Raw genomic sequence first — 17,159 nt, 5'->3', positions numbered from 1 at the left:
TTCTTTTTTACTTACTTATCATCCTCGACATATGGATCATGTTCATATGCTGGGAGGTCTCCGAAAGTAGTCATAATGCCTTCATCATCTAATGCATCCTCATATTTTTCATGCTGACTATTTGGGTAGACTGTAATATTTTTTCCATACATATCGGTTCCGACAAAGTTTTCGTAATCCTCTACATAACCTATGTTCTCTTCAGCTTCAATATAAACATCATTATAATTGTCCTTCGGATAGGCTAAATCAGATGGTGTTTCTGATGTTCCCCATTCTGCTACAGCCTGCCACGAATCTTCGGCATCAAAAGCGACATCTTCATCTTGATTGTCCATGTCGAATTTCCCCCAAGGCGGCATTAAGACTCCCTCTTCAACAGGACGGTCATGGGAAGTAACCCTATCTGGGGTATGCTCTTTACAATATGTGGTATTTGGCAGTGCCTCCAGCCGTTCCAATGGAATCTCTTTGCCGCATACTTCACATTTTCCATACGTCCCATTCTCCATTGCATGAAGGGCCTTGTCGATATTGCTGAGCTGCAGTTTATAATGCTCCAACAAGGCATTATCTTTTTCTCTTTCAAAAAGAGATGACCCCTCATCAGCAGGATGGTTGTCATAGCTGGACAGCTCTCCCATTGATTCATGCCAGAAGCCTCGCTCATAATCAAAATGATCATTTTGATCTAGATGGCCTTTTAGTTCTTCCTTTTCCTCCAGCAGCTGCAGTCTTAATTCAGAAAGCTTTTCAGTCGATAACATTGGTACCTACTCCTTTCAGAGAAAAGCGCATTTTATAATCTATTTCATCAGTTTGTTTCCAAGAATAAATAGCTCTTCTATATTTTCATTAGTTTTGCGGCTGATTATGTACTAAAAATATAATTCCATAAAAATCAAACGGCGGTGTCGTATAAGAAATAGACGTAAGTGTATCTTAAAAAAGAATAACTTATAATGAAAAGAGGGGATCAGATATGATTAATCCGGATTTTGATAAGTTTAGACAGGAACAGAAAAAGCACGAGCCTGATTATTTAGGTACCAATCAAAAACAGCAGCGCGGTCGTAATGACCGGGATTATAATAACCAAAGCATCACAGATCAATCACCAGGAGCGACTGGAAGATAAATGGCAAAGCCAAAGTCAGGAGCACAGGAGAATAATTTGAAATGGTGGCAGCTGTCCCTATTTGGGGTTGGCTGCACAATTGGAACAGGTTTTTTTCTAGGCTCAAGCTTAGCGATTAAGATGACTGGACCCTCCCTATTGATTGCATATGTGATTGCAGCTATAGGAACTTACATGGTTTTTGATGCCCTTTCGAAAATGACAGCTCAAGAACCTTTGGAGGGCGGATTCAGATCTTACGCAAAAAAGGCTTACGGCCGCTGGGCTGGTTTTAGCAGCGGCTGGGTATATTGGGTCTCGGAAGTTTTGATTATGGGAAGCCAAATGACGGCACTCTCCATTTTTTCAAGGTTCTGGTTTCCGAAAGTCCCGCTATGGCTGTTTGCTGCAGGTTATGCCTTTCTTGGACTAGTTGTCATTATCATTGGGGTAGGTTTATTGAATAAGCTTGAGAATATTTTGGCCGTTATTAAAATTTCTGCCATTCTTATGTTTATTATCATTGCTTTTCTGGCGATTTTTGGAGTCATTGACGGCGACCGGCCGATTGAGTACCCCAATAGTAAAAAGGAGATTCTGCCAGGCGGAATAATTGGTTTATGGTCAGCCGTTATTTTCGCTTACTATGCTTTTGGGGGAATTGAAATTTTGGGATTAATGGCAACAAAATTAAAAGATCCTAAAGAGGCTCCAAAAGCTGGACGGGTCATGCTATTTTCCCTTATGATTATCTACGCCCTATCCATCGGACTGGCTGTAACAATGGTTTCCTGGCATAGATTCAATGATAAGGAAAGCCCGTTTGTGATTGCCCTTGATACCTACAACCTTTCATTTGTGCCGCATATTTTTAACGGTGCCTTGATCATTGCCGGTTTTTCCACCATGGTTGCTTCTCTTTTTGGTGTAACCAGCATTTTGGTCACATTAGCGAAGGAAGGGGATGCGCCGGCCAGTTTTGGAAAGACTGGGAAATTAAAAGTCCCGCTGCCGACCTTGATTCTGACAGTGCTTGGTATTACTGCTTCAGTCCTTTCGGCTTTGTTAATGCCCAATAAAGTATACGAGTATATCACAACCGCAGCCGGATTAATGCTGCTATATAACTGGTTATTTATCTTGGCATCGCCTAGAAAACTGCTGAAGCTGAAGAAAATGGATAAGGTAAAGCATTTGATTGGAGCCGTATTTGTTTTAATCGCGGTAAGTGGTACTCTTTTTCACGAAACAAGCAGGCCAGGATTCTTTATCAGTCTAGCGTTTATTGCCATTATCGGCGGCATTACCCTGATCATGAATGTTAGGTGGAAAAAGAAGCGGAAGCGGGTGCTGTATCCTTGGCCAACCGCATAACAAAAACAGCCAGTGTGCTGGCTGTTTTTTACCCAAATAAATTTTGAAATGCTTGAAAGCCAAAATAAATGCCGAAGCCAATCATGGAAACACCGGAAAGCATGGAGATGGTCACTAATAAATGGGATGTTAAATATTTACGGAAGCTGCTGGACACACTTGCCATCGTGATATCCCATAGAATCAGCCCAATAAAAATGGCGCAGCTGTACAGCACTAATTGAGCTGTCTCATAGGTGGCAGCGGTTTTAGCAAGGACAGAGCCATAGATTCCAAGCCAAAACAAGATTGTTAATGGGTTAGAAATAGACATAAAAAAGCCGGTAAAAAACGATTTTATTAAAGGCTCACTAGACCTCGCATATTCCAAATGAACTTTTCCTGCATTCATCATCGTTTCTATCCCAGTATAAATAAGAACAAAAAAGCCAAACAACCAAAGAAATGTCTGCATAAATTCTATTTCTAGAAACCTTACAACTCCTATGTAAACAACCAGCATATAAATGCCATCCGCCAAGACTGCTCCCACGCCGACCAGCCACGAATGCATAAATCCGCTTCGAATGCCGCGGTCAATCTGGGCTGCATTCACAGGACCAATCGGTGCAGCCAGCGATAGTCCTAACAAAATATAGCTCAAAAAGACGTTCATTTCATTCTCCCCCTACTGTTCAAAAAAGCCTGTCTACACAATCATATTCAGGTGCAGGGGGTTGTACGACAAAAAGAATTGAGTTTGCCTTAAAGACAGATTGGGCAATCTTAATACAGCTGTCCTTTTTCGCCTTATGAAAGACTGGTTCCACCACTTCCATCCTCATTCTGTCCTTCATCTGCCTTATGAAAGACTGGTTCCACCACTTCCATCCTCATTCTGTCCTTCATCTGCCTTATGAAAGACTGGTTTCACCACTTCCATCCCAATTTTGTCCTTCATTTACCTTATGAAAGACTGGTTCCACCACTTCCATCCTCATTCTGTCCTTCATCTGCCTTATGAAAGACTGGTTCCACCACTTCCATCCTCATTCTGTCCTTCATCCTCCTTATGAAAGACAGGTTCCACCACTTCCATCCTCATTCTGTCCTTCATTCGCCTTATGAAAGACAGGTTTCACCACTTCCATCCTCATTCTGTCCTTCATCATCCTTATAAGAGCAGTTCTTATACCCCCATTTCAAAATCTAAAAAAATCGTATTTAGCTCATTTGAACTAAATCCGATAAAACCAACAAACAGTCTAGGCAGCGGTCATTTTCCGAAAAACCACATACTTCTGGCCCACATAATTGCTCAGCGTATAGAACCCGCTTCCCAGGAGCACCGAACTGTTTTGTGCTAAACCTTGATCTAAAGCCAGCACGTAACCAAACATCCCAATCATTTTTTCGCTGATAAAATAAGAACTAAAATAGCAAACCAAGATGATGACAAAAAAGCGCGGCAATCCCTTTTGACAGGAAACACCACTCTTAAAAGTGAAGCTTCTGTTTAAGAAAAAGCTGACACAGGCACCGGTCGTATTTCCGATAAAGGTTGAACCCCAATACGAAACTCCGAGTACATTTAACAGAACAAACATCATCACGAGTCCAACGAATGTATTCACAACTCCAACTAAAAGAAAACGGATGAAGTCTCTATTTGCCGGTTTCAGATACTTTGCGATAATCAAGGCTGACCAACTCATCCTCTCCGGTATTCTTTAACAGCTGGTGCTTGGGGATTGGCAGATTTAACGTATCAATATCAATAATAAACTTAGGCCGCTGCTTTGTTTCTTTGTAGATTTTGCCGACATATTCTCCAATCAAGCCGATAGCTATTAACTGCAGGCCACCAATCAGCCAGATGGAGGTGATCAGAGACGTCCATCCTGTTTGTGTGGCCCCAAGAAACTTCAATGTTAAAAAGTAGGTGCCAAAGGCAAGGCTCATTAAGAATGAGATAAATCCAATGACCAGAACAAAACGAATCGGCGATACTGAAAAAGAGGTAATGCCATCGAAGGCGAAGGCAAGCATTTTTTTCAACGGGTATTTTGTTTCACCGGCCTTCCGTTCTAAGCGGTCATAATAGACAATATCCGTCCGGAATCCGAGGAGGGGGACAATCCCTCTGAGAAATAGATTCACCTCTTTAAACCGTTCCAGTTCCTTTAAAGCCCGCTTGCTCATCAGCCGGAAATCTGCATGATTATAGACAAGATCAACTCCCAGACCCTTCATGATTTTATAAAACCCCTGCGCTGTGGTTCTTTTAAAAAAGGTATCTGTTTCCCGGCCTTTACGAACGCCGTAAACAATTTCGCAGCCTTGATGGAATTTCATGATAAATTCGCGGATGACTCGAATATCATCCTGTAGATCAGCATCAATCGAAACGACACAGTCTGAGTGCTCTTTTGCTGTTTCAAGCCCTGCAAGCAGTGCATTTTGGTGCCCGACATTGCGCGCTAATTTAAGGCCTTTCACATATCTATTTTTCAATCCTTCTTTATAAATAATTTCCCATGTCCGATCCTTACTCCCGTCATCGACAAATAGGATTTTACTGTTGTCAGATATGAGTGCTTCTTCTATCAGCTCGTCCAATAACTGGTCTAGTCTCGTAATCGTCTCTGGCAAAACTTCTTCTTCGTTATAACATGGCACAACAATAGTTAGGACTGCTTCCCTCATGCTGTATACCCCCGATGTCTACAAAATCTTATATAAGTAAATTTTCCATGCAGATTGTTTCGAAACAAATACTCTATCAAGTGCTAACTGATTTTCTTCTGCATTCTCAATCGGCAATGCCGAAAAGATATAATTTCCGCCCAATTGCTTTAGAACATCTGTGTTTAACTGTAAATCTTTTAATCGGCGCTTCGAATCTTTCTTGATCATGTACCGTTTTCCAAGCTGTGCCGTGAAAATATAACAGCGTCCGCCCCATTTATCGAAGTACTTGCGAATGGTTTTATTTTTTGCTAATTCATTTTCGATTATTTTTCTGAACTCATGTTTATATCTTAGCGGATAAAAATTATTGTAAGAATCCAGTGTATAAAAACCGTTATACTGTGCAATTGCAGGGTGGATGCCAATGCTCGCTACCCGATATTTGTCCTGCGGCAGGGCAATATGGTCCCTGATTTCCTGAAATAATTCTTCCGCATAAAATTCCCCTACGGCTGGCTTTTTATGGTAAATGATTTCATCATTAAATAATCCCAGCAATAAAATTTGCATCACAGCCAGCCATTTTGCCGTTTTTGCCCAGCTGATTCCTTGGAGGGAAATAATCTTTAATGCAAGGGCAAAGCTTGCATAGATTACAAGCGGCCGTAAAAAATGGTAGCGGGCAAAATTAAAGGTGTCCATAAAGTGGAATTTCTTTGTTAACGGGAGCCAGCCCTCATAAAACCAAAAGGCATACCAAAGGGACAAGAAAAAGTTTAAGGCAAATAAAGAGACAAATATTTTTTCCTGCCTCCACAGCTTTTTCGAATAAACGAAATAAATGGCGATCAAGGTTGCGGGCAGGATAAATAAAGTATGTACAGTCATAACATGGGTATGTCCCAATACATAGTTTTTAAGAGTCAAGCGCACTGCTCTCCAGAAAGGTAAATGGGCATGAAAGTATTCATCCCTGCTGTTCGGTTCGCCCTTAAATAAAAAGGAATAGATCAGCCGATACTCTACAAGCATATAAATCAGTGACATATAAACAATCGATGATAAAAAGCGAAGATTCCATCCCTTTCCCCTTACAACATCGACCAGCCAAAATACGCCCATTGCACTCAAGAAAAAGAAAAATCCTAAAACAATACTGGAGTAAAGCGGTAATAACGTAAGTGTAAGATAATCCTTAAGCGATCCCTCTCCATTACGAATATTAAGAAATGCCCATAAAGCTAGCGGCATCCCTAATGTGCTCAGCATACCGGAAGGCCAAAATGGGGTCAGCGCAAAAGCAAGGGAGGCAAAAATATTTAACGGCATCCATCTTTCCCCTGGCAGGAGATGTTGTTTTAATAATAAATACATCCCAAAAAAGGCTGTAATCCGCGTCAAGGCCTGGCTTAATCCATAAGCGGTCATCGTTGGAAAAACAGCATACAGCCAGACAATTACACTGTATTCTGTTCCAAATGCATTCCTTGATAATAATCCATTCATAATTTGAGGAATGACTCCATTGACTCCCCCAAACAGCTCTCCGCTTTTTGCCAGTACTTTATACCACGCAAGATTTGAGTCCAAATTATCATGGACCCGAATATGAGCATTTTCTTGTAAGATAAATAGCGGCGCAAGGTAAATTGCTACAACAATCAAAGCAAAAATGATATATCTTCGCTCATTTCTTGTTTCCATCATTACTTTTTCACACCTCTAATACCCTTTTAATCCATTTTCCCTTTAAACTTTGCTTAATGGGATTAAATTATTCTGGAATCATAGGTTGGAGGGAATCCAATTTCTTGAAAACATGAGAGGGAGCTGCCTGATGAAGGTTGAGGAATATTTGAAATGAAAAATTGTACAGAGGTTTCAGCAAAAGCGGGATTTGCCGATGACATTAAAAAAGGGGAGGATTTCTTTCAAATCCACCCCTCAAATTAAAATTGAAAAGCCATGATAAATGGCTTCCCATATTTCAAGTCACGCATATGCGCTGTCTTTTACTTTGCCAGGCCTTCTTTTGCCATGGTTTCTGCAAGTGCATTAAGAGCCGCTTCTGCATCATTGCCTTCTGCAGTAATTTTAATTTCGGCACCAACTGGAATACCTAATGACATAACACCCATAATGGATTTTAAGTTAACAGATTTACCTTTATATTCAAGATTAATATCTGAATTAAATTTACCTGCTGCCTGTACTAATAAAGTTGCTGGTCTTGCGTGAATTCCTGTTTCATCGATTACTGTAAATTGTTTTTCTGCCATGATTAAATAACTCCTTTATGATCAATAATTGTCCAGCCAGAAATGCCCCGCAATCAAACGGTTTTTTCCGCTGTTCTTATTTTAACCGTTTTTCTAATTCTTCCTTTTTCTCTTCGTATCCAGGTTTACCCAGCAGTGCAAACATGTTCACTTTGTAGGCTTCCACACCAGGCTGGTCAAATGGATTAACACCAAGCAAGTAGCCGCTCATGGCACAAGCTTTTTCAAAGAAATAAACGAGGTAGCCAAAGGTATATTCGTCCATCTCAGGAACGGTGACGATTAAATTCGGCACGCCGCCATCTGTATGGGCAAGCATGGTCCCTTCAAATGCCTTATTATTGACAAAATCGATTGTTTTGCCTGCCAAATAATTCAGCCCGTCTAAATCATTATCTTCGGCTTCAATGGATAACTCACGGCGCGGATTTTCTACCTTGATCACCGTTTCGAACAAATCTCTGCGTCCTTCTTGGACATATTGACCAAGTGAATGTAAATCTGTTGAGAAATTTGCTGAAGAAGGATAAATGCCTTTTTGGTCTTTTCCTTCACTCTCACCAAATAGCTGTTTCCACCATTCCGCAAAATACTGCAGTCCTGGCTCATAGTTAATCAGCATTTCAATGGTTTTGCCTTTGTTGTATAGAGCGTTTCTAACTACAGCATATTGATATGCTTGGTTTTCCTGCAGTTCTGATTGGCTGTATTCCTTTTGCGCCGCAGCTGCACCTTCCATCATTTTAACAATATCAGCACCGCTGGCAGCAATCGGAAGCAAACCAACTGCTGTTAATACAGAATAACGGCCGCCGACATCATCCGGAATGACGAAGCTTTCATAGCCTTGTTCGGTGGCTAATGTTTTTAAAGCGCCTTTCGCTTTATCTGTTGTTGCATAAATTCGTTTGCGAGCTTCTTCTGCTCCATATTTTTTCTCCAACAACTTGCGGAAAATTCGGAAGGCAATAGCTGGTTCAGTAGTGGTGCCGGATTTTGAAATGACATTAATGGAGAAGTCTTTACCTTCAAGAAGATCCATCACATCCCGCATATATGTAGAACTTATGTTATTACCCGTAAAAATAATCTGCGGTGTGTTTCTTTTTTCTTTTGGCAGCGCATTGTAAAAGCTGTGATGAAGCATTTCCACTGCAGCTCTTGCCCCAAGATAGGAACCGCCGATTCCAATTACCAGAAGAACATCGGAATCACTCTTAATTTTTTCCGCTGCTTTTTGGATTCGGGAGAATTCTTCCTTGTCATAATCAGTCGGAAGGTTAATCCATCCTAAAAAATCACTGCCTGCACCTGTTTTTTCATGTAAGGAATGGTGGGCAACTTTCACAGCGTCCTGTAAATAGTTCAGTTCATGTTCTTTGAAGAAGGTTAGGGCCTTCGAGTAATCAAAACGAATATGTGCCATATAAATCCTCCATTCTTGTATTATCCAATAATCACTTTAACCTATGCTTTGGAGATTATCAAGAAACCAATATTGTGAAAGCGTGTCCACTTTCAAAAATTATTTTTTTGCTGATAAACGGCCATTATTCCTGTTTTTTAATGATTCATTACCAAATAGAATCTTTGCATGCTATGACTGTAAATCACAACAAAAAATTATTCTAAAAAAATATCGGTTAATTTCCTTCGACCAATCTTTATATAAAGTTTCCAATTCCATCATTCGTATCCTTACTTCAAAAAAATAGACCGGCAGTTTGGATTGCCGGTCACTTGTTCTAAAGGGCTGCCCGATAAATGGCTGCTACATCTTCCCGATTTAATTGTGTAAAGTTGCCAAATTCTCCGTTAATCATCGCTCTGTCTGTCATAAGATCGAGCTTACTGTCATCTATATCATAATCCGCCAGGCGTTCTGGGGCGCCAATGCTGGTCCAGAATTCCCTCAGCTTATGAATTCCTTCAAGTCCTGCTTGTTCCGCACTTTTCCCTTCTGCGTTGACCCCAAAGACCCTCACAGCAAGCTGTTTAAAGCGTTCGGGCTTAACCTGAAGATTATGCTCCATCCAGTGCGGGAAGAGAATAGCAAGACCGCCGCCATGTGGAATATCGTACACAGCAGATACGGCATGCTCAAGATTATGTGTGGCCCAGTCCCCACGGTACCCCATATTTAGGACTCCGTTTAATGCCATGGTACCTGCATAAAGAATGGTTGCCCGATTATCATAGTCCTCCAGATTTTCTAACAATTTAGGAGCTGTTTCCATGATGGTAAGGAGCAATGATTCACACATACGATCCTGAAACTCCGTTTTCTCCTCCAAATGAAAGTAATGTTCAAGGACGTGTGACATCATATCAACGATTCCATAGATCGTTTGATCTTTAGGAACGGAGAAGGTATGAACCGGATCTAAGATAGAAAACTTAGGAAAAGTAAATGGGCTGCCCCAGCCATGTTTCTCATTTGTTTCCCAATTGGTAATTACAGAACCGGAGTTCATTTCAGAACCGGTTGCGGCAATCGTTAAAACAGTCCCAAATGGCAGAGCCTCGTTTGCAAAAGCTTTCTTCACCACTAAATCCCAAGGGTCCCCCTCATATTTTGCTGCTGCCGCTATCAGTTTTGTACAGTCAATGACACTTCCGCCGCCAACAGCCAGTAAAAATTCAATTCCTTCGCGTTTGCAGATTTCAACCCCTTTTCTGGCCGTTGTAACCCTTGGATTTGGTTCAACACCAGAAAGTTCAAAAACCTCTGCACCGATTTCCTGAAGCTTTTCCATTACTCGATCATATAGACCTGTTCGTTTAATGCTTCCTCCGCCATATACTAGAAGCACCTTTTTCCCATATTGCGGTACTTCCTCTTTTAATTGTTCCAGCTGTCCTTTGCCAAAAATTAATTTGGTCGGATTATAAAATGTAAAGTTTTGCATCTAAATCCCTCCTAATTCTATATTATTATTATTTAATATGTGCTTTATTGCAAAAATCTAGTTTTGCCTTTTCAGTTTGAATAGATTCCAGACGGCATGTAAAAACCTAATAATAAAATTTGAAAAGGAGGAAATTTGTATGAGCGCGTTTCAGCGGATCGCTTTCCTGCTGACCATTATCGGCGCCATCAACTGGGGGTTAATTATTTTTTTTCAAGTCGATCTTATCTCAGGTATTTTTGGCGGCCGGAATGATGAGCTGGCAAAAATTATTTATGGTGTCATTGGAATCGCAGGATTTATCAATCTAGGACTATTTTTTAAAACGCAAGATGGGTACATAATCGAAACAGAGGCAAAGCGGACTTAACAAAGAAAACCGGGAAGGAAGTAACCCGGTTTTCTTTTCAGCTGATTTTTATGCACTCAACACTTTGGCGATTCGTTCGATGGCCCAGTCTAGTTCTTCTTTGGTGATCACAAGTGGAGGGGCAAAGCGGATGACCTTTTCATGAGTTTCCTTACAAAGAAGTCCTTCTTCTTTTAATTGCTCACAATATATACGCGCCTCTTCACTTAATTCCATCCCGATAAATAAACCTTTGCCGCGGACCTCTTTGATTATTGGATTGTTGATTTCTTTCAACTTATTGATAAAGTATTCTCCAAGTTCTAAAGACCGTTCTGCTAATTTTTCATCAATCAGGACATCCAGCGCAGCAATGGAACAGGCACAGGCCATTGGATTTCCGCCAAAAGTCGAGCCGTGTGAGCCAGGATTAAACACGCCTAAAATATCATGGTTCGCGGTGACACAGGAAATGGGGAATACTCCTCCGCCAAGTGCCTTTCCGAGAATGTAAATATCCGGTTCTATTCCTTCCCATTCACAGGCAAACATTTTTCCCGTACGTGCCAGACCTGCTTGGATTTCATCAGCGATAAATAATACATTATTTTCTTTACAAAGCTCATATGCTCCCTTGAGATATCCTTCAGGCGGAATGATAATCCCCGCTTCTCCTTGAATTGGTTCCACTAAAAAAGCTGCTGTATTCGGTGTAATCGCCTGCTTTAGAGCCTCTAAATCGCCATATGGAACAAGCTTAATTCCTGGAAGCATGGGTCCAAAGCCGCGTTTATATTCTTCTTCAGAGGAGAGTGAAACGGCAGTCATTGTCCTGCCATGGAAATTTCCGTTACAGCCAATGATTTCCGCTTGATTTTCAGGGATTCCTTTCACATCATACCCCCAGCGGCGCGCTGCCTTAAAAGCCGTTTCAACAGCTTCTGCACCCGTATTCATCGGAAGAGCCATATCTTTGTTTGTTAATTTGCAGACTTTTTCATACCAAGGTCCGAGCTGATCATTATGAAAGGCACGTGATGTAAGTGTAACTCTGTCTGCTTGATCCTTTAAAGCCTGAATAATTTTTGGATGACGATGGCCTTGGTTAACAGCAGAATAAGCACTCAGCATATCCATATATTTATTGCCTTCCGGATCTTTCACCCATACCCCTTCCGCATGTGAAACCACAATTGGCAGGGGATGATAGTTATGAGCCCCATATTTATCGGTTAACTCAATAATTTGCTGAGAATGAACATTGTTTTCCACACTTACGCCTCACCTTCTAATGTAATCTCTTACATAATTCTATTGTAGCTTAGAGTGGAAAAAGAATGTTAACAAATTTTAAACAAAGAAAAGCCCAGGTTCACCATTAGGCTCCTAGGCTTTTCCAAAAATAATTTATTTTTTAATTAAATCTTCACGCTGGGATTGGTCAATCCAATCTTGTAGTTTTTCTTTTAGGGTATTGAATCCTTGCTGGCCGTCACCTTCTGGAATGATGGCTGCAGCCTGGCGTCTGCGCGGCTTTCTTGGACGTGATGGTTGTGCAGGAGCTTCTTCTGTGGCCTTAATTGATAAGCCAATTTTTCCAGCTTCTTCATCAACAGATAAAACTTTCACCTTTACTTCGTCGCCCACTTTAAGGTGATCGTTAATATCTTTTACATATCCGTGTGTAATTTCTGAAATATGCACAAGTCCTTGTGTATTTTCATCTATTGCCACAAACGCACCATAGGGCTGAATGCCTGTAACTTTACCTGTTATAATACTTCCCGTTTCAATATTTCCTGTCATGAGAACACTCCTAAATCGATATTATTTATATCTTTATATACGCAGTATAAAATTATATCACAAGTATGGAACTAAAACAAAAGCTTACCCAATTTGCGAAGAAAAATTAGTTGATATCAGAAGATTGTAACATAATGTTCAAATAAGGAATAAGAAAACGATTTGATATCATGATAAACTTATAATGAGAAATTATATTTCAATGAGAGGTGAACAGTATGAATACGATTGGTGAAACAATTAAAATGGCTAGAGAAATGCGGAAAATGACCCAGGAAGAATTGGCGCAGAAGGCCAGAGTCGGTACACAAACAATTGAGAAATATGAATCAGGAGAACAAATCCCAAGTACCCAGACAATTTTAAAATTATCTACTGTTCTAGATATCGCAGCATCAGACCTTTTAGATAAATTGAAAAACAGTGAACCAGCAAATAATTAAAAAACAAAGCGGAAATTTCTGCTTTTTTATGTATAAGACAGGGGAATTTTGGCAAATATACTACCATAAGCTTTCTAGTATTCCCCCCTTTTTTAGTGGACAACCAATTGGTTTGTCCACTTTTTTTATTTGCTGTATTAGAGGGATTGTTGATTGAATTAACTCAGTTGATTGGAGCGGAAGGCAAAGACTCCTCATAAATCCTGACGCATTTCCTTCGTGCGCGGGCGATTCAAGGATGCTATTTCCGTGTCCTCGCAAATGCTGACGCACTTCCTTCGTGCGCGAGGGATTCAAGGATGCTATTGTCCTGCGGGAGAGCAGGGGGGAACCCCAAAAGGCATTAAACGCCAAAGAGGCTCCCAGAACCATCTGAGAACCGCTTGTACCTGCTGACTGAACCAACAGCCTTGTTTAACACACCTTTTTATTAAAAAGAGCAGGTTTCATTCTCCATTACATTTAATAATGCCACAGCTGTTTCCATACAGCTCTTAAGCGGGATTACTTTTTCAAAAGAGAATTCGTATATGTTTTGAATCTTTTTCGCTAACGTTAATGGATGATCATAGATATGAACCGCTTGAATGACATCGGCAATCTCTGTTTCGTAGCTTTCATTTTCTAAATCGAATGGGTTCCATTCCGTTAGGATATCAACCAGCTTTAAGTTTGTTTGAATATCTTTCCTCATATCGATAGCCCTATTTTAGAACATACTCGGCAAGTACACTTTGCAGCTCATAGATATTTAAGTTTTTATTAAATTGCTTTTGGAGAGCCTGTGCACTGCCGGAAATCCAAATTTTTAATTCAGCATCCAAATCAAAATTGCCGGCAGTCTCAATACTGAAATGAGTGATGCTTTTATATGGAATCGAATGGTACTCCACCTTTTTGCCGGTTACCCCTTGTTTATCCACCAAGATAAGACGTTTATTCGTAAAGATAAATAGATCACGAATCAACTTATAGGCCCGTTCGATTTGCTCATTTGGTGCTAAAACCTTTGCAAAATCATTTTGCACCTCCGTCACATTCACTTCAGAGGCATTTCCCATTAATCCATCTAAAAATCCCATCCATACCACTCCTTTATGCTGTTGATTTCTTCATTATACAAAACTGCCCAAACATAAAAAAGCCAGACGTGAAAACAATGCCACGCCTGGATCCTAGGATTATTTTTCAAGCCAGTTTGTATGGAAGGTTCCTTCCTTATCAATCCGCTCGTAAGTATGGGCACCGAAATAGTCCCTTTGTGCCTGCAGAAGATTGGCAGGAAGAACTGCCGTACGATAGCTGTCATAATATGCAAGGGCACTTGAAAGGCCTGGAACAGGAATTCCTGCTTTGACAGCCATTGCCACCACTTCACGTGCTGCATCCTGATAATCTGCGGTAACAGATTGGAAATAAGAATCCATGAGGAGATTATCCAAATCAGGATTGCGATCATAGGCATCCATGATATTTTGCAGGAATGCCGCACGGATGATACAGCCTCCGCGGAAGATTTTTGCAATCTCACCTGGTTTTAAATCCCAATTATATTCTTTGGAAGCTGCTTTATATTGGGAGAAACCTTGTGCATAGGAAATAAGCTTACTGAAATACAATGTTTTGCGGATTTGCTCAATAAATTCTTTCTTATCACCATTAAATTGGTTCTGATTAGGCCCCTTTAATACCTTGCTGGCTTTCACACGCTCGTCTTTCAAAGCAGACAGATAGCGGGAAAAAACAGATTCGGTAATCATGGTTAATGGTACACCAATATCAAGGGCATTTTGGCTTGTCCATTTACCGGTACCCTTTTGGCCCGCACGGTCAAGAATCATCTCGACTAATGGATTGCCTGTTTCAGGGTCCATTTTTGTGAAGATATCTGCCGTAATTTCAATTAAAAAGCTGTCAAGCTCCCCTTGATTCCATTCCTTAAATACCTCATGCAGTTCGTTTACGGACAAACCAAGCAGTGATTTCATTAAATGGTAGGACTCACAAATAAGCTGAATGTCGCCATATTCAATCCCATTATGAACCATTTTCACATAATGTCCTGCTCCATCCGGGCCGATATATGTACAGCATGGTTCTCCATTTACTTTTGCAGAAATAGCAGTAAGTAACGGTCCAACAGCATCATAAGCTTCTTTCTGTCCGCTCGGCATAATGGCCGGGCCTTTTAATGCCCCTTCCTCACCGCCGGATACCCCTGCACCGATAAACAGAATTCCTTTATCCGCAAGCTCTTTGTTTCTGCGAATCGTATCTTGGAAGTATGTATTGCCGCCATCGATGAGAATGTCGCCTTTTTCTAAATATGGAAGAAGTGATTCAATGGCTTTATCAGTGATGACACCCGCATTGACCATTAATAATATTTTCCGCGGACTTTCAAGTGATTGGATGAATTCTTGAATATTCGCCGAACCAACGATATTTTTTCCTTTATTATGTTCTAAAATTTCGTTTACTTTTTCTTCAGAAAGGTCGTATATGGAAACAGAAAAGCCCTTGCTTTCAAAGTTCAGTGCAAGGCTTCTTCCCATAACTCCTACACCAACCACACCTATTTGTTGTTTACCCAATCTGAACCATCCTTTCGTGGTGTTATTTTCGCTTATTTTAGTATTCACCTTATGAAAAGCATTCATCCTTGTAATGTTCCTCTTTCCCTTGCTGCTATTGAATCACTTTTCATCCGTTACTCATTTTACATGAATCAGGCTATTTTAAATAATATTTTGATTCAGCAGTCTAGTAATATTAATGACAAAGAAAAAACCTGTCCCCTCAGAACAAGTTCCTTCTTTAAAAAATCCGGTTATTTCTTATCCTTTTTTCCTTTGCTTCGCTGCCCATGATACGGATAAGCCGTTTGAGATGGATATCCTTGTGGAGTGCCGCCCATCATTCCTGGGAAGCCTTGATGGCCGCCCATTTGTGGATATTGCTGGTATCCGCCAGCAGTCTGCGGATAATGAGGAAAACCGCCTGATTGAGGATATCCTCCCATTTGTGGATAGCCGCCCATTTGAGGGTATCCTCCCATTTGCGGGTATCCTCCCATTTGTGGATAGCCTTGATAGCCGCCCATTTGCGGATAACCCATTTGCCCCATTAACTGGCCAAACATTGGGTTAAATTGTCTTTTTCCCATGTAAATCCCTCCTATTTATTCTCATGGTAGTGTATGTACAATTTTTCGGATAAGCATAGATTTGTACCCATATAAAGAAAAAAAGGGCACTTTTCCTTGTTGGAAAATGCCCTTATTAACCTATTACCGGCTTAATTTTTAAGTGATTTCTGTTTCCCTCTTAATCGTCCTGTGATTCCTTTTGTCCTGGTTTCTTTTTATCAGTGGAAATTTCACCGCAGGCAATGCGTTTTCCGGAATTACCGGCTGGCTGGCTCATCCCATCATCTTTCCCCTGGTGAATGACAATGGATGTCCCTTCTTTTGTAAACAATGATTTTTTTCCATCTGATAGTGTGACATTAGGTGCCATCAAATCAATGCTGACAGAGCCATCATCTTCTACAATTAAGTTTGGCAAATCACCTGCATGAGATCCTTTGGGATGGAGAAGGCCATGTTCTTTACTTTCCGGGTTAAAGTGGTCACCCGCAGATTTAAAATCTGGTGCCTTACATTTCCCTTTGTTATGAATATGAATCGCATGTTCACCCGGAGGCAGCCCTTTTACTTTGCCGGTCAGTTTTACGCCCCCTGACTGTTCCTGCAGTTCAATCGAGCCAAGCGAATCCCCAGCCGCATTATACATCTTCACATTTGTTTTCGTGACATCCTTTTCCATACAGCCTGTCAGTAAAAGGAGCGGAATGATAGCCCAAATTTTCTTCAAGTATACAACCCCCAAAATCGACAATTTGTCTCTAGTATAGGCAAACGGCTGGACACTTATTCGGAATGAAGAAGTCAGTAAAAATAAAAAAGAAGAACAGCCGGAATTAACTGTTCTTATCTGTTGATTGATTATTTAAAATTTGTTCTTCAAACTTCTTCGCTTTTTCTTCTTCCTTTTTGGAATGTTTCATAATTAAAAATGTTGCAATCACTGCCCCTATCAGGAATATACCAAAAGTAATCGCGGCAGGAATATATTCTCTTTTATCCTCTGGAAAATATAAAAACAAGGACAATACTAACGAATGAAACATCTTTTTACTTCCTCTCTTTAA

The 17,159-nt window shown here is 40.6% G+C and carries 21 protein-coding genes; 4 read left to right on the top strand and 17 right to left on the bottom strand.

The window, feature by feature from the left end:
- Positions 1 to 11: 11 nt before the first annotated feature.
- A complete protein-coding gene (locus tag M3183_RS08765) occupies positions 12 to 767 on the bottom strand; it encodes a TraR/DksA C4-type zinc finger protein (RefSeq protein WP_251468591.1) in 756 nt (251 codons plus the stop codon).
- Positions 768 to 982: 215 nt separating this feature from the next.
- Here M3183_RS08765 and M3183_RS08760 point away from each other — a divergent pair, with 215 nt between their 5' ends.
- Positions 983 to 1,138 (top strand): hypothetical protein, encoded by a 156-nt coding sequence (locus tag M3183_RS08760; RefSeq protein WP_251468589.1) that lies wholly within the window; start codon positions 983 to 985, stop codon positions 1,136 to 1,138.
- Positions 1,139 to 2,491: an amino acid permease gene (locus tag M3183_RS08755; protein WP_251468587.1), complete on the top strand. Its 1,353-nt coding sequence runs from the start codon at positions 1,139 to 1,141 to the stop codon at positions 2,489 to 2,491.
- Positions 2,492 to 2,519: 28 nt separating this feature from the next.
- On the opposite strand, the gene M3183_RS08750 is transcribed toward M3183_RS08755, so the two are convergent.
- The 8 genes from M3183_RS08750 to M3183_RS08715 form a co-directional block, all read right to left on the bottom strand.
- A complete protein-coding gene (locus tag M3183_RS08750) occupies positions 2,520 to 3,146 on the bottom strand; it encodes a LysE family transporter (protein ID WP_251468585.1) in 627 nt (208 codons plus the stop codon).
- A gap of 19 nt (positions 3,147 to 3,165) precedes the next feature.
- Complete coding sequence (locus M3183_RS08745; protein WP_251468583.1) at positions 3,166 to 3,315, bottom strand: hypothetical protein; 150 nt, start codon at positions 3,313 to 3,315, stop codon at positions 3,166 to 3,168.
- A 420-nt stretch (positions 3,316 to 3,735) separates the two neighbouring features.
- A complete protein-coding gene (locus tag M3183_RS08740) occupies positions 3,736 to 4,185 on the bottom strand; it encodes a GtrA family protein (RefSeq protein WP_251468581.1) in 450 nt (149 codons plus the stop codon).
- Positions 4,136 to 5,176 (bottom strand): glycosyltransferase, encoded by a 1,041-nt coding sequence (locus tag M3183_RS08735; protein WP_251468579.1) that lies wholly within the window; start codon positions 5,174 to 5,176, stop codon positions 4,136 to 4,138. Before M3183_RS08735 ends, M3183_RS08740 begins: the two co-directional genes overlap by 50 nt.
- An 18-nt stretch (positions 5,177 to 5,194) precedes the next feature.
- Complete coding sequence (locus tag M3183_RS08730) at positions 5,195 to 6,865, bottom strand: DUF6044 family protein (protein WP_251468802.1); 1,671 nt, start codon at positions 6,863 to 6,865, stop codon at positions 5,195 to 5,197.
- 308 nt (positions 6,866 to 7,173) lie between these two features.
- Complete coding sequence (locus tag M3183_RS08725; protein WP_251468576.1) at positions 7,174 to 7,440, bottom strand: phosphocarrier protein HPr; 267 nt, start codon at positions 7,438 to 7,440, stop codon at positions 7,174 to 7,176.
- Between the two features lie 76 nt (positions 7,441 to 7,516).
- Positions 7,517 to 8,866 carry a glucose-6-phosphate isomerase gene (locus M3183_RS08720; RefSeq protein WP_251468574.1) on the bottom strand — a complete coding sequence of 450 codons (1,350 nt, stop codon included), beginning with the start codon at positions 8,864 to 8,866 and terminating at the stop codon, positions 7,517 to 7,519.
- Between the two features lie 319 nt (positions 8,867 to 9,185).
- Positions 9,186 to 10,349, bottom strand: a complete 1,164-nt coding sequence (locus M3183_RS08715; protein WP_251468572.1) for an iron-containing alcohol dehydrogenase — start codon at positions 10,347 to 10,349, stop codon at positions 9,186 to 9,188.
- A gap of 139 nt (positions 10,350 to 10,488) precedes the next feature.
- On the opposite strand from M3183_RS08715, the gene M3183_RS08710 reads away from it, so the two are divergent.
- The gene (locus tag M3183_RS08710) at positions 10,489 to 10,719 is read left to right on the top strand and encodes a DUF378 domain-containing protein (RefSeq protein WP_251468570.1); all 231 of its coding nucleotides are present in this window, start codon (positions 10,489 to 10,491) and stop codon (positions 10,717 to 10,719) included.
- A 48-nt stretch (positions 10,720 to 10,767) separates the two neighbouring features.
- Here M3183_RS08710 and M3183_RS08705 read toward each other — a convergent pair whose 3' ends face one another.
- Positions 10,768 to 11,970 carry an ornithine--oxo-acid transaminase gene (locus M3183_RS08705; RefSeq protein ID WP_251468567.1) on the bottom strand — a complete coding sequence of 401 codons (1,203 nt, stop codon included), beginning with the start codon at positions 11,968 to 11,970 and terminating at the stop codon, positions 10,768 to 10,770.
- A gap of 135 nt (positions 11,971 to 12,105) precedes the next feature.
- The gene (yugI, locus tag M3183_RS08700; protein ID WP_251468565.1) at positions 12,106 to 12,504 is read right to left on the bottom strand and encodes a S1 domain-containing post-transcriptional regulator GSP13; all 399 of its coding nucleotides are present in this window, start codon (positions 12,502 to 12,504) and stop codon (positions 12,106 to 12,108) included.
- A gap of 218 nt (positions 12,505 to 12,722) precedes the next feature.
- Here yugI and M3183_RS08695 point away from each other — a divergent pair, with 218 nt between their 5' ends.
- Entirely contained in the window at positions 12,723 to 12,947 is a 225-nt protein-coding gene (locus M3183_RS08695) for a helix-turn-helix domain-containing protein (protein WP_251468563.1), read from the top strand.
- A gap of 430 nt (positions 12,948 to 13,377) precedes the next feature.
- Here the strand turns inward: M3183_RS08695 and M3183_RS08690 are convergent, their stop codons facing one another.
- From M3183_RS08690 to M3183_RS08665, 6 genes are all read right to left on the bottom strand, one after another.
- Positions 13,378 to 13,641, bottom strand: coding sequence for a DUF1871 family protein (locus tag M3183_RS08690; protein ID WP_251468560.1), 264 nt, complete (start codon positions 13,639 to 13,641; stop codon positions 13,378 to 13,380).
- 10 nt (positions 13,642 to 13,651) lie between these two features.
- Positions 13,652 to 14,029 carry a PH domain-containing protein gene (locus tag M3183_RS08685; RefSeq protein WP_251468558.1) on the bottom strand — a complete coding sequence of 126 codons (378 nt, stop codon included), beginning with the start codon at positions 14,027 to 14,029 and terminating at the stop codon, positions 13,652 to 13,654.
- A gap of 99 nt (positions 14,030 to 14,128) precedes the next feature.
- On the bottom strand, positions 14,129 to 15,541 hold the full coding sequence (gene gndA, locus M3183_RS08680) for an NADP-dependent phosphogluconate dehydrogenase (protein WP_251468556.1): 1,413 nt from the start codon (positions 15,539 to 15,541) through the stop codon (positions 14,129 to 14,131).
- A gap of 236 nt (positions 15,542 to 15,777) precedes the next feature.
- Positions 15,778 to 16,113, bottom strand: a complete 336-nt coding sequence (locus tag M3183_RS08675) for a spore coat protein (protein WP_251468555.1) — start codon at positions 16,111 to 16,113, stop codon at positions 15,778 to 15,780.
- Positions 16,114 to 16,273: 160 nt separating this feature from the next.
- Positions 16,274 to 16,822, bottom strand: coding sequence for a superoxide dismutase family protein (locus M3183_RS08670; RefSeq protein WP_251468553.1), 549 nt, complete (start codon positions 16,820 to 16,822; stop codon positions 16,274 to 16,276).
- A 106-nt stretch (positions 16,823 to 16,928) separates the two neighbouring features.
- Positions 16,929 to 17,138: a hypothetical protein gene (locus tag M3183_RS08665; RefSeq protein ID WP_251468551.1), complete on the bottom strand. Its 210-nt coding sequence runs from the start codon at positions 17,136 to 17,138 to the stop codon at positions 16,929 to 16,931.
- Positions 17,139 to 17,159: the final 21 nt, after the last annotated feature.

It is taken from the genome of Neobacillus mesonae (assembly GCF_023715155.1).
In the GTDB taxonomy this organism is placed as follows: Bacteria; Bacillota; Bacilli; order Bacillales; family Cytobacillaceae; genus Neobacillus; species Neobacillus mesonae_A.
This window is presented reverse-complemented; position numbering and strand designations above follow the sequence as displayed.